The following is a 12,010-nucleotide window of genomic DNA, read 5'->3' on the forward strand; positions in this document are numbered from 1 at the left end:
CTCAGGCGCTCAGGCGCTTGCGGCCACGCGCGCGGCGCGCAGCGAGGACCTTACGGCCGCCGGCCGTGGCGAGACGGGCGCGGAAGCCGTGACGGCGCTTGCGCACCAGTTTGCTGGGTTGATAAGTCCGCTTCACGGGTAATTCTCCGCTGACCGGGCAATTTGCCGTTGTATTGAGATGGAGTCCGGTGATGCTGGCGGGCCCAAACGAGCCGTTGACGGCCCCAAAGAGCCGCCCCCGGGTCAAGAACCGGGCCATCGCGGACAGTTGGCGCGGCTTATAAGGGAGCGCCCTGTTTTCGTCAATGTCACAGGACGTCGCAAAAAGGCTTCTTCGAAACGTCGTAATTGGGGCGAATATATCTGATTTCGCGGGGTATTTGACGGTATGGAGACGCTTTGGGGCGTTCGGGGAACCGTCCACATTAGCGATCCGTAATTTGACCGGCTTGGGGGCCGGGCCGCATCTTCTGACCCCTAAGCCAAACAAGGCCTTATCTTGTGGCTCTAACTGACGATCAGGCGACCGCGCAGAAGCAGCGGCCCAAGCCGTCCCCCCGGCTCGGGCTGTCGGGCAAGCTTTTGCTGCTGACGATTCCCCTGGTGATGATCGCCGGGCTCCTGATCTACGTCCCGGCCATCGCCAACTTCCGGATGAACCGGCTCAATGACCGCCTGGCCGCCGCCAATACCGCGGCGCTGGTGCTCGATGCCGCGCCGTCCGGCCTGGTGCCGGATTCGCTGGCGCGGCAGATCCTGACCAGCATCGGCGCCCGTGCGGTCGCCATCAAATTGGGACAGCAGCGCCGGCTGCTCGCCAGCGCCGATCTGCCGGCGGCGATCGACCATGACGTCGACATGCGGACCATGACGGTGTGGTCGGCGATCGTCGATGCCTTCGAGATCATGCTGGAGCATGGCGACCAGACCATCCGCGTGGTCGGACCCGCGCCGGGCCAGGCGCAATTCATCGAGGTCGTGATCGACGAGAAGCCGCTGCGGCAGGCGATGTACCGCTTTTCGCGCAACGTCCTGGTCGTCGCGCTGTTGATTGCCGGCCTGACCGCCGGTCTGGTCTATCTGGCGCTGCATTATTTGTTCGTGCGCCCGATGCGGCGGCTGACCGCGAGCCTGGTCGGCTTCCATGAGAATCCGGAGAGTTCGGCGCGAATCATCGTGCCGAGCCAGCGCGGCGATGAGATCGGCGTTGCCGAGCGCGAGCTGTCGGACATGCAGCGCGACCTCGTCTCGATGTTGCATCAGAAGAGCCGGCTTGCCGCGCTTGGGCTCGCCGTCTCCAAGATCAACCACGATTTGCGCAATCTGCTGGCGTCCTCGCAATTGCTGTCGGACCAGCTCGCCAGCGTGCCCGACCCGCGGGTGCAACGCTTTGCGCCGAAATTGTTGCGCTCGCTGGAGCGCGCCATCGCCTTCTGCCAGTCGACGCTGTCTTATGGCCGCGCGCAGGAGGCGGCGCCTGATCGCCGCGTCATCATGGTGGAGCCCGCGGTCGCCGAGGTGCGGGAGTCGGCCGGGCTCGCCACCGATGTCTCGATCACCTGGATCAGCGCGATTGAGCGCGGCCTGACCATCGACGCCGACCCGGACCAGCTTTTCCGCGTGCTGCTCAATCTGGTGCGCAACGCGGCGCAGGCGTTGGAAACCCGGCCCGCAGGTGACGGCGGCGCGCAGCAGATCCGCATCACCGGCCGCCGCGAGGGGACGGTTGCGATCATTGAGGTCTCCGACACCGGTCCGGGCGTTCCGACCAAGGCGCGCGAGCATCTGTTCGAGGCATTCCAGACCTCCGGCCGCCCCGGCGGCAGCGGACTCGGCCTTGCCATTGCCGCCGAGCTGATCCGGGCTCACGGCGGCCACATCCATCTGGTCGAGGGCACGATCGGCGCCACCTTCCGGATTTCGATCCCGGATCGTCCGGTGGAACTGCTGTCGGTCCGCAGCGAGCGGGCGAGGGCCTGAGGCCGTTCCGGTATTCCCGGGCGGCTAAAACTGCAGCCGAAATTGACGTTTCCAGACCTTGCCAACCGGACCCGGAGCCTGTAGCTAGAGCGCTCTTTCGCGACGTTCCGGGGCTCCCGGAGCCATGAGGGCTCAAGCCCACCCGCGAAAATGCGCCCGTAGCTCAGCTGGATAGAGCATCAGACTACGAATCTGAGGGTCGGACGTTCGAATCGTTCCGGGCGCGCCATTTTACGACAGGGCACGGTACCACGCCCTTCCCGCGGTGGCGCCCGCGTCACGAATGATTCCGGCGTCGTGCGGCTCGCCAGGGCGTGAGCCGCGGAATCCAGCGCGGGACGTTGGCCCGGAAATCCTCGTACTCCGTTCCGAACATACGAACGAGCGCCGGCTCCTCGTACCCCACGACAAACGCGTGGAAGGCGAGCCACACCAACACACCGTACCCAAGAAGGCGCTGGTCGCCGAACAAGACCGCTTGGCCCAGAATGACGGCGACAAGGGCAACGTAAATAGGATTGCGCACATAGCGATAGAGACCCGTCACCACGAGGTTCTGCGTCGGTGCGATCGGCGCCGGCGTGCCCAATCCTTGCAGCGCAAAGCGTGCAAACGAGTCGACAAGCCCGGGTAGACCGGCGACGATCAACAGGATCCCGACGGCGCGCGTCGCGTCGAGATCGAAGAAGGGCGGCCGAAACTCCCAACGCGTAATCCACCAGGGAACGAGCCCCGCCACCGAGCTGGGCGCAACCGCAAAGAAGAGGGCAGAGCCCAATACCGCGATCGTTTTCGGCATGGCACCTCCTTCCCGTCCTGTCGCAAGGCGGTCGGCAAAATTGAACCGTTGCATCATAGCGCCACGGCGAACACGTAGTGCCCATCTTCATCGGCCATGGCGCGCCATTCACGCAAGTTCCCATTGGTTCGGGCAGCTGATGCGTGCTCGTCTTCAGTAGAACATCCCCAGACACTTCTGGATCGATTGCGTTCCACTGCACTCACACAGCCCGTGGTCGCAGTTGGAGGGCGCTGTGGGTAAGAGCCCGGTAAACCGACGCGCGGCCAATCTTGAGCGCCTTCGCGATAGCGGACGCTTCCATGCCTTCAGCTTTGAGCGCCTTCACTTTGGCGGTGTCGATGGACGCTTTGTGGCCTTGGTAGACCCCGCGTGCCTCGGCCTCCGCGATACTCTCAAGCTGCCGCTCTTTGCGGCGGTTGGTCTCGAACTCGGTGAACACACCGAGCATGTCCAGGAAGCACTTGCCCGCTGCTGTGCTGGTGTCGATGGGTTGCTCTGTATAGCCCCTCAGGGATGCACCACGCGCCTTCACGGTGCGCACAGTGTCCTGCGGGCGGGCGCGGGGTTCGCTTCAGCCGTCGCCGCACCGGATCGGGGGCCGGCCCGGAAAAATGCGCCCGCGCGGGCCAGAATCGGGCCGAAGGCGAGGGCCGCCCCGTAAAAACCCTGCTTGCCCCCGCCGGAGCGTTGAGAAAAAATAAGCTTTTTTAGCTTATAGGCACAGAAATGTTTTTATTCTTATTGTCTGTCCTTTTGAGCCGGCGAGTCATCCCTCATGCAGAGTGACATCGCAAACGCCGTATTTTATGCGGCCGTGTTTCTGGGCATCGTCTACACCAGTCGCATCCTGGAAAAAAGATGGCCGATTGCGGACGTTCCCTACGCCGAGTTTCGCGATGATTGGCTCGCGGTGATCGTGAGCCTCGGGTTGTCGTCCATGCTCGCTCCGATCGCGGCGATCACCGCGGGCAAAATTGCGAGCTATACCGGTCTCGGTTGGATCAAGCTGCCGACCGACGGTTACTGGTGGTACGTCTCACTCGCGATCATCGTGGTTGCATTCGATCTCTACAAGTACACGTATCATCGCCTTCAACATGCGATCCCCTTTCTATGGGCGATGCACTCCTTCCATCACAGCGCGAACGGCGTCACGTTCATTACCGGCGGCCGGCATTTCTGGCTGGAGAGGGTGTTGTCCGACGCCTTTCTTCCGATCATGGCGATCCTGTTCCGCATCCCGCCGGACATGGTGATCGCGGTGGGATTTATCTTCTTCATGCCCGATGCGTGTGCTCATCTCAACGTCCGCATTCCGCTCGGTCGGTATGTGACATGGATCAACAATCCGCAATGGCACCGGATCCATCATTCGGTCCTTCCCGAGCACAGGGACAAAAATTTCGCTGCCTGCTTTCCGTTTCTCGACATTCTGTTCGGCACGGCCTGGATACCGAAGCCGGGCGAATATCCTGCAACCGGCCTCGTGCCTGCCGAGCGCGTGGACATCATCAATAGTGTGATCTGGCCAATCCGGCATCTTCGGCATTACTGGCATCGGGAGTCTCGGAATGAATTGGGTTAAGGGTCTTTTGGTGCTCCTCGCGCTGCTGCTGGGTTACGCCGACCTTGAGTCGACGAATGTGATCCTGAGTCTCGGATTGGGTGAGTTGAACCCGTTCATGCATCTGGCGCAAACGTGGTTCGGTGTATGGTGGCTGGTACCCAAGCTTGGCTTGACGTTCGTGGTCACGTGGCTGCTTTGGCGGAGCAACAACGTTTACAACATCGCTCTCGTCGTCGCGTTCTGCTCCACGCCTGTTCTGAACAATCTCGTCATCATCGCGGGCACGAACTGAATCAATCCCTTCGCCGGTTGCCGCGACCGGCGACGTCAGGAGGATCAGCGATGTCGGACAGGTTCGTTGTCGCCTGCATGGTCTGCTGTGCCCTGATCCTGGGGGCTACGGGGGCGACCGTGCACGCGCAGACGCCGTCGAACTGCAAGGAGCCGCAGACCGGCACCAGCCGCGTCCCGATGCTGTCGCCGCCGCTGGCCAATGTGGTGACGGGCACGGGTCGGCTGCAATTCTACTCGGCGCCGAATCTGCACTGTCCGATCCGCGGCGTGTTCGTCATTCCGAATGACGCACTGATCGCGTATGCGCAAACCAGGGATGGCTGGTCGTCGGTGATGTATCTCAATCCGGGGACGGGCAACGACGTCTCGGGTTGGGTGAGATCGGCGAGACTGAAGGTGACCGGAACCGTCGGACCGAAATAGCGTTCGACCAGGATCGCAGCAGGCGGGCGGCTACCCGCACCGCACCTGCTTGAGCGAGGCCTGCACGAATGCGCTGCGTGCGGCGAGCCGGCCGTGAAGCACGTCCGTTGCGGCGATCAATGAATCGCTGCGTACATGATCTTCTCCTCGGTGGCTTCGAGAGCGGAGAATTCCTCGACCACCTTGCCCTGGCGCGAGACCAGGATGCGGTCGGACAGCGCCATGATCTCGGGCAGATAGGACGAGATCACCACCACCGCCTTGCCCTCGTCGGCGAGCTGGTTGATCAGCTCGTGGATCTCGACGATGGCGCCGACGTCGACACCGCGGGTCGGTTCGTCGAAGATGATCAGCTCGGGCTGCTGCACCAGCGATTTGGCGATCACCACCTTCTGCTGGTTGCCGCCTGACAGCTCGACCACCTTGGCCTCGTCGCCGATGGCGCGAACCTTGAGGCGCTGGGTCCAGGTCTTGCCGACCGAATTGGTCTCGCGCCGCGACAACATCATGCGGCCCCCGGGAAACTTCGAAAGCAGGCCGAGATAGATGTTGCGGGCGATCGAGGCGGTTTCGAAGAAGCCCTCGACCTTGCGATCCTCGGTCACATAGGCGATGCCGGCCTTGACCGCCGGCGCCGGAACCCGGTAGCGCACCGGCTTGTCGTGCAGCATGATTTCGCCGCCGTGGAAGAAGTCGCGCTTCAACACGCCGGAGACGATCTTGAAGGTCTCGGTGCGGCCCGCGCCGACCAGGCCGAACACGCCGGTGATCTGCCCGGCAAACACCGACAGCGAATTGTTCTTCACCATCGGCGCCATCTTGAGGTTCTGCACCGTGAGCACGCGCGCACCGGCCGGCCGGACGCTGGTCTTCCGCGCGCCATACAGCGTGTTGGAGAGGTCGCGCCCGACCATCGCCTGCACGATCGCCGCCCGGTCGAATTTCGCGGCGTCGTCGGTGATCACATGCTTGCCGTCGCGCAGCACGGTAATGCGGTCGGCGAGCAGCAGAGCCTCTTCCAGCGCGTGCGAGATGAAGATGATCGAGACGCCGCGCTTCCTGAGATCACGGACCAGGTCGAAGAAGTATTTCTTCTCTTCCGGCGTCAGCGACGCGGTCGGCTCGTCGAAGATGATGACCTTGGCCTTGTGCAGGACCGCGCGCGCGATCTCCACCATCTGCTTCTTGGCGGCGCCGAGCCCGCTCACGGTCGCGGTCGGCGTCACGTCGAAATTCAGCGATTGCAGGAACTGCTGGGCGGCGATGTAGATGCCGCGCAGCCGGTTGTAGAATCTCTCCTGCCCGAGGAACAGGTTTTGTGCGACCGTCATGGTCGGCACCAGGCTGTTCTCCTGGAACACCATGGCGATGCCGAGATTGCGCGCCTCCAGCGGCGTCCGCGGCGCGACCTCCGCGCCATCGACACTCATGCCGCCGGACGTCAAGGTCACGACGCCGGCCATCACCTTGGTCAGCGTCGACTTGCCGGCGCCGTTCTCGCCGACCAGCGCGTGAATCTCGCCGCGGCGCAGATCGAAGTCGACGCCCTCGATGGCGGGGACGCCGGCGTAAAGCTTGGTGGCCTTGCGCAGGGACAACACGGTGTCGCTCATGAGCCTGTCTCCTCGGCGAGCCCGGCGAGGGGCAGTTTCAGCACTCGGCCCGGTCCCTTGGCGATCAGCACAAGGTCGCCGCCCAGCTCGATCGCGGCGACGATGCCGTGATTGACGCCGTCGACCCGGCTGTGCAGCGAATACTTTGGCTTGCCGTCCTCGGTCAGCCGGATGACGAGGCCATAGGAGCGCGGCGGTGCCCAAGGCTTGATGACGCCCATCGTCTTGATGTGGGCGCCCTGCATCGGCTCCTTGAACGAGAAGCCCGAGCGCAGTCGCGGCGCCACCCAATAGGCCGGGTCGATCTCGGCCATCATACGGCGCCGGTAGGCCGGCTCGCGCAGCACGAACTCGATCAGCTGGGTGCGCGCGGTGAATGCGGTGAGCCAATAGCCGCCGCCCGCGGCCTTCGACAGCCGCGACGGATAGACGGGCAGGTGGCCGAGCACGACCTGCGGCGGCCTTCCGTTCGAGACGAGGACGAGGCGATGCCGCCAGCTCTCGCTGACCAGCACGCCATCGCCGCGCGCACAGGCGCCGAAGGCGTAGCCGAGCTTCGACGCCAGCGGCTGCACCGACCTGGCCCTGGGGTCGAGCCGGAACACGCGGCCGCTCCGGTTCAGCTCCATCAGGTCGCGCGCCCAATCATCGATGCCGCAGCTCGCCGAGCCGTCGGTTGCGATCAGGGTGCCGTCGCCGGCCTGCGTCAGCGCGTTGATCGCGTTGAAGACGGCGTCGTTGAACGTCACGCTCGGCTCGCCCGACGAGGGATCGGCGTAGAGCCGCACCTCGCGGCCGCCGAGCGCGACCGCGATGCCGCCGCCGGTGAGCGCGCAGAGCGCCGAGATGGGCTGCTCGAAGCTGCGCAGCTCGGTCGCCGCGCCGCCGTCGAGGCGCAGCAGACGCCGGCCGTCGGCGACATAGAGGTTGCGGCCATCGGTTGCGAGATCCTCGGCCGTCTCGCATTCCAGCAGGGTGGTCGCAGATTCCAGTTTCTGGTTCGGCTTGAGTGCGCCGTCGAACGACGGCACGGTGATGGTGGCCTCGCCACGGCCGAGAAAGCGGTTGGCGAATTCCCTGACGGCCGCGATCACGACAGCTTCCCCCAGCGCTTGTCATACTGTACGAAGTTCGGGTCCGCGTTCTCCAGCTTGTAGCGGCCGATCCGGTTGTTCATGATGCCGCCGAGATAGAGATAGCCGCGATGCTCGCGCATCGAGGTGATCATCGGATGGTTCTCGCCGCGCAGGTCCCAGAACGATTCGAGGATCTTGCCCTGCTCGTTGAACTTGACGACGCAACCGGTGTTGATGTTCGGGAACAGCCATTCATCGACCGGGACGCGCTTGGCCATGCGGCGGCGGAAGCCCGGCATCTTCCAGGCAAGGTCGAGCGAGGGACTGCGCATGCCGACCAGCGCCAGCCAGTAATTGCCGTCGGAGGCGAGGTTGATGTTGTCGGGGTAGCCCGGCAGATTGTCCATCACCACCTCGACCTGACCCTTCTTCGGCCCCGCGAACCACAGCCGCTTGATCGAGCAGCCGAAGGTTTCGGCGAACAGGATCGACTGGCCATCGCTGGCGACGCAGATGCCGTTGGGGAATTTGAGGCCGCGCAGCGCCGTATGCGTGGCGCCGGTCTTGGTGTCGTAGCAGATGATGCGGCCGTTGCCGCGCGCCTCGAGGCCGTCGATCGGCCATTCGTCCATCTCGTAGCGCACGGTGGCTTCCGAGAAGAAGATCAGGCCGTCGTCGGTGATGTCGAGGTCGTCGGCCAGCCGCAGGCGGCTGTCGTCGTTCACCGAATGCATGCTGCGGTTGGTCTCGTCGGTCGCCTTCTCCACGGTGCCGTCGGGCGTGATGCGGTAAAGGCCCATGCCGCCGATACAGACATAGAGATTGTCTTGCCGGTCGAACGCCATGCCGAGCGGCTGACCGCCGATATGGGCGAACACCTCCATCCGCTGATAATCGGGCGCATGGAAGCGGATGATGTCGCCATGGCGCGAGCCGGCGTAGAGATTGTTGTTGCGATCGAGGATCACGTCCTCCGGCGCCTCGATGCGGCCGAGGCCGATCAATTCGACGTCACGCAGCTTGTCGTTCTGCTCGAACGGGCCACCCTGGCCGATCTCGGTGGCCGGCGGCGGCGGCAGCGCATGATAGGTCGGCGCGACATAGACCTTGCTGATGATGCGGGTGCGGTTCTTCTGCCAGCGGATGTCGACCATCGCTGCGACCAGCAGGATGCCCGCCAGCGCCATGCGGTTGATGCCGCCCCGCGCATTGAGCGTGGTCAGGCCGTTGGTGATCAAGAGCACGATCAGCACGCCGACCAGCGATTTTGCGACCGAGCCCTTGCCGCCGCCGAGCGTGATGCCGCCCAGCACGGTCGCGGTCAGCACGATCACCTCGAGGCCGACGCCGATGTCGCCGCCGACGGTGCCGAGCCGGGCCGCGAAGAACAGCGCTGCGATGCTGGTCAGCACGCCGCTTGCGACATAGCACAGCGCGATGGTGCGCCGGACCGGGATGCCGGAATTATAGGCCGAGCGGCGCGAGCCGCCGATCGCGGTGATGTGCCAGCCCGGGCGCAGCCGGGTCATGAAGATGTGGCCGAAGATCGCGATCGCGATGTAGACCAAGGCGACGCTCGGAATGCCGAACACGTCGCCGCCGCCGATGAAATTCCAGGACGGGATGTCGGGGAAGGCCGCGGCGATCGAATTGGAGTAGCGTTGGATCAAGAGATCGAACGCCGAGCGGTAGATGATCAGGGTGATCAGCGTGGTGATGAAGGCGCGCAGCCTTAAGTAGCCGATCAGCACGCCGTTGACGGCGCCGAGCAGTGCACCGCAGGCGAGGGTGGCGACCACTACCGCGGGAACCGGCCAGTTCAGCACGTCGAGCAGATAGAGCGCGCAGAAATCCGTCAGCGCGAAGATCGAGCCGACCGACAGATCGATGCCGCCGACGATGACGACCAGCGCCATGCCGAGGCCGATGAAGCCGATTTCGCCGGCCTGCCGCGCGGTGTCGGCAAGGCTCGACGGCGACAGGAAGTGATCGATGGAACGGCTGAGCGCGAAGCCGACGATCAAAAGCAGGATCACCGGAATTGCGGTCTCGGTCCAACGTTTGGACAGGATCTCGCCGAGGAGATGATCCGGCCAGTAGCGGTAACGCAGGCTCGTCAGGGTGTCGCGCATCGGCATTCCAGCAAGGCGTTCGATTTGGGAAGATCGACGTCCCGGGCGAGGCGGCCCGGGACGTCGAGCGGGAATGGCCGGACTATTTTTTCAGGTCACTCAGATTCCAGCACGCGGTCTGGCTGTCCGCGTTCTCCTTGGTGATCGGAATCAGCGTCGTGTATTCCGAACCCTTGATCGAGCCGGCCTTGGCGCCCGACGACAGCAGCCATTTGATCGTGCCGGCCATCTGCGCGGCCTGGGTCGGCACGTCGTAGCTCATGTTGAGATCGAACGCGCCGGACTTCACCAGTTCGCAAGCGCCCTTGCGCTCGCCGCCGCCGGAGGTCGCGACGAACACCTTGCCGGTCAGGCCGGCTTCCTTCACCGCGGCGGCGGTGCCGATGTCCATGCCGTCCCAGAAGCCGACGATGCCGCAAAGATCAGGATTCTGCTTCAGCACGGTCTGGGTGATCGCCTTGGCCTTCGCGGCATCCCAGTCGGCCGCCTGGCTCGAGACCACCTTGATCTCCGGATGCTTGGCGAGCACGTTCTCGACGCCCTTGAGCGTGTAGGCGCTGGCGGCCGCCGAGAGCGCGCCCTGCACGATGGCGATCTTGTTCGACTTGCCTTGGCAGGCCTTCACCACGGCTTCGGTGTCCCGCTCGCCGATCTCGATCCAGTTGGCGCCGACAAAGGCCGACGAGCGATAGGCCGACCCCATGTTGATCTGGATGACGTAGATGCCTTCGTTCTCGGCACGCTGCAGCAACTTGGCGTAGGTCTGCACGTCCGGATTGTGGATCACCATCACGGCCGGCTTCTCCGAGATCAGCGAGGTCACCGCCTGCGCGCCGGCATTGGTGTTCCAGTTGGGATCGCGGATCTCGAACTTCACGCCGAAGGGCTCGAGCTCCTTCTTCATGCCGGCGTACCAGCCTTCGGTGAGGTCGAAGTTCATGGCGACCGGAACGTAGGCCACCGTCTTGCCGGCGAGGGCTTCCCTGAACGGCTTCTGGAACGGCTCGTCCAGCCCCTGCTGGGCCAGAGCCGGGGCGGCGATGGCGGCAAGCCCGAGCGCTGCGGCGATCACCTTTGCAGTCCTGACAGCGTACTTCATTGCTTCCTCCTTGGTCGTGATTGAATGTTCTTGTGGCTTGGTTCAGATGTCGCCCTGCTGTGCCGTTTCTTCGTTGCGCGGATTCAGGAATGAATCCGTGATGACGGCGAGCAGCAGGACGACACCCTTGACGAGATTCTGTCCGGCGTAGGAAATGTCCATGATGGTCATGCCGTTCAGCATGGTGCCGATCAGCAGCGTGCCGATGATGACGTTGAGCACGCCGCCGCGGCCGCCCGACAGGCCGATGCCGCCGAGCACGACGACGAGGATGACGTCGTAGATCAGGGTCGAATTGAAGATGCGGGTCGGCATCGAGTTGACCGATGCCGCCATCACGAGGCCCGCGAAGCAGCCGATCAGCGCCGCGACGACGTATTGCAGCACGATGATCGGGCGCGAGGGGATGCCGGTGACGCGGGCGGCGTAGGGATTATCGCCGATCGCGTAGATATAGGCGCCCCAGCGCGTCTGGCGCAGCAGGAACGCGACCACGACGCAGGCGATCGCGAACATCACGATCGAGGTCGGAATGCCGAGGATGGTGCCTTGTCCGAGCCGCTCGAAGCCCTTCATGCCGTCGCTCCACTGCACGACGTCGAGCTGAAACAGCGCGGCCTGCCCGAGGCCGGCGAGCAGCAGGCCGGTCGCCAGCGTCGCAAACAGCGAAGGAACCTCGGCATAGGCGATCAGCCAGCCATTGACCAGACCGAACGCGATCGTGAGCAGCACGGCCGTCGCGAGCGCGGCCGGCAGCGAGTGGCCGTTCTGCACCATCTGCAGCACGAGCCCCGGCGGCACCGCGAGGGCTGCGATCAGGGAGATGTCGATGCCGCGCCCGATCACGACGATCGCCATCGCAAGCCCGAGGATGCCGAGCACCGCGACGTTCTGCAGCAGCGTCAGCATGTTCTCCGGCGTCAGGAAGCCGCGCAGGAAGATCGAGAACGCCAGGAACAGCACGGCAAAGACGGCGAAGACGATCTCCTGTTGATTGAACCGCAATCGCCTCATTGCCTCGTCC

The 12,010-nt window shown here is 64.1% G+C and carries 11 protein-coding genes, 1 tRNA gene and 1 pseudogene; 5 read left to right on the top strand and 8 right to left on the bottom strand.

Annotation, left to right across the window (positions count from 1 at the left end; genetic code table 11):
• Position 1: 1 nt before the first annotated feature.
• Positions 2–136, bottom strand: a complete 135-nt coding sequence (gene rpmH, locus QA635_RS03655; protein WP_008542748.1) for a 50S ribosomal protein L34 — start codon at positions 134–136, stop codon at positions 2–4.
• Between the two features lie 365 nt (positions 137–501).
• Here rpmH and QA635_RS03660 point away from each other — a divergent pair, with 365 nt between their 5' ends.
• Positions 502–1,980, top strand: a complete 1,479-nt coding sequence (locus QA635_RS03660) for a sensor histidine kinase (RefSeq protein ID WP_057018967.1) — start codon at positions 502–504, stop codon at positions 1,978–1,980.
• Positions 1,981–2,132: 152 nt separating this feature from the next.
• Positions 2,133–2,209, top strand: a tRNA-Arg gene (locus QA635_RS03665).
• Positions 2,210–2,257: 48 nt separating this feature from the next.
• Here QA635_RS03665 and QA635_RS03670 read toward each other — a convergent pair.
• Positions 2,258–2,779, bottom strand: a complete 522-nt coding sequence (locus QA635_RS03670; RefSeq protein ID WP_225161512.1) for a methyltransferase family protein — start codon at positions 2,777–2,779, stop codon at positions 2,258–2,260.
• 202 nt (positions 2,780–2,981) lie between these two features.
• Positions 2,982–3,332, bottom strand: a pseudogene (locus QA635_RS03675) (recombinase family protein); the annotation flags it as partial.
• Positions 3,333–3,557: 225 nt separating this feature from the next.
• On the opposite strand from QA635_RS03675, the gene QA635_RS03680 reads away from it, so the two are divergent.
• From QA635_RS03680 to QA635_RS03690, 3 genes are read left to right on the top strand one after another with little or no spacing between them, the layout of a single operon-like run.
• Complete coding sequence (locus QA635_RS03680) at positions 3,558–4,367, top strand: sterol desaturase family protein (RefSeq protein ID WP_225161513.1); 810 nt, start codon at positions 3,558–3,560, stop codon at positions 4,365–4,367.
• Complete coding sequence (locus QA635_RS03685) at positions 4,354–4,641, top strand: DUF5658 family protein (RefSeq protein WP_225161514.1); 288 nt, start codon at positions 4,354–4,356, stop codon at positions 4,639–4,641. Before QA635_RS03680 ends, QA635_RS03685 begins: the two co-directional genes overlap by 14 nt.
• 50 nt (positions 4,642–4,691) lie before the next feature.
• Positions 4,692–5,066, top strand: a complete 375-nt coding sequence (locus QA635_RS03690; protein ID WP_283066996.1) for a hypothetical protein — start codon at positions 4,692–4,694, stop codon at positions 5,064–5,066.
• Between the two features lie 116 nt (positions 5,067–5,182).
• On the opposite strand, the gene QA635_RS03695 is transcribed toward QA635_RS03690, so the two are convergent.
• The 5 genes from QA635_RS03695 to QA635_RS03715 form a co-directional block, all read right to left on the bottom strand.
• On the bottom strand, positions 5,183–6,679 hold the full coding sequence (locus QA635_RS03695) for a sugar ABC transporter ATP-binding protein (RefSeq protein ID WP_283066998.1): 1,497 nt from the start codon (positions 6,677–6,679) through the stop codon (positions 5,183–5,185).
• The gene (locus QA635_RS03700) at positions 6,676–7,773 is read right to left on the bottom strand and encodes an SMP-30/gluconolactonase/LRE family protein (protein WP_283066999.1); all 1,098 of its coding nucleotides are present in this window, start codon (positions 7,771–7,773) and stop codon (positions 6,676–6,678) included. Before QA635_RS03700 ends, QA635_RS03695 begins: the two co-directional genes overlap by 4 nt.
• Entirely contained in the window at positions 7,770–9,893 is a 2,124-nt protein-coding gene (locus QA635_RS03705; RefSeq protein ID WP_253606279.1) for an ABC transporter permease, read from the bottom strand. The genes QA635_RS03700 and QA635_RS03705 overlap by 4 nt, the downstream gene beginning before the upstream one ends.
• Before the next feature lie 76 nt (positions 9,894–9,969).
• Complete coding sequence (locus tag QA635_RS03710; protein ID WP_028340412.1) at positions 9,970–10,986, bottom strand: sugar ABC transporter substrate-binding protein; 1,017 nt, start codon at positions 10,984–10,986, stop codon at positions 9,970–9,972.
• Between the two features lie 42 nt (positions 10,987–11,028).
• Positions 11,029–12,000, bottom strand: a complete 972-nt coding sequence (locus QA635_RS03715) for an ABC transporter permease (protein WP_283067001.1) — start codon at positions 11,998–12,000, stop codon at positions 11,029–11,031.
• Positions 12,001–12,010: the final 10 nt, after the last annotated feature.

The organism is Bradyrhizobium brasilense (genome assembly GCF_029714345.1).
GTDB classification, from domain to species: Bacteria; Pseudomonadota; Alphaproteobacteria; order Rhizobiales; family Xanthobacteraceae; genus Bradyrhizobium; species Bradyrhizobium australafricanum.

Excerpts from the sequence above, each read along its gene's own strand:
- QA635_RS03670 (WP_225161512.1), bottom strand. The coding sequence starts at position 2,779 with ATGCCGAAAACGATCGCGGTATTGGGCTCTGCCCTCTTCTTTGCGGTT.
- QA635_RS03680 (WP_225161513.1), top strand. The coding sequence starts at position 3,558 with ATGCAGAGTGACATCGCAAACGCCGTATTTTATGCGGCCGTGTTTCTG.
- QA635_RS03685 (WP_225161514.1), top strand. The coding sequence starts at position 4,354 with ATGAATTGGGTTAAGGGTCTTTTGGTGCTCCTCGCGCTGCTGCTGGGT.
- QA635_RS03690 (WP_283066996.1), top strand. The coding sequence starts at position 4,692 with ATGTCGGACAGGTTCGTTGTCGCCTGCATGGTCTGCTGTGCCCTGATC.
- QA635_RS03695 (WP_283066998.1), bottom strand. The coding sequence starts at position 6,679 with ATGAGCGACACCGTGTTGTCCCTGCGCAAGGCCACCAAGCTTTACGCC.
- QA635_RS03705 (WP_253606279.1), bottom strand. The coding sequence starts at position 9,893 with ATGCCGATGCGCGACACCCTGACGAGCCTGCGTTACCGCTACTGGCCG.
- QA635_RS03710 (WP_028340412.1), bottom strand. The coding sequence starts at position 10,986 with ATGAAGTACGCTGTCAGGACTGCAAAGGTGATCGCCGCAGCGCTCGGG.
- QA635_RS03715 (WP_283067001.1), bottom strand. The coding sequence starts at position 12,000 with ATGAGGCGATTGCGGTTCAATCAACAGGAGATCGTCTTCGCCGTCTTT.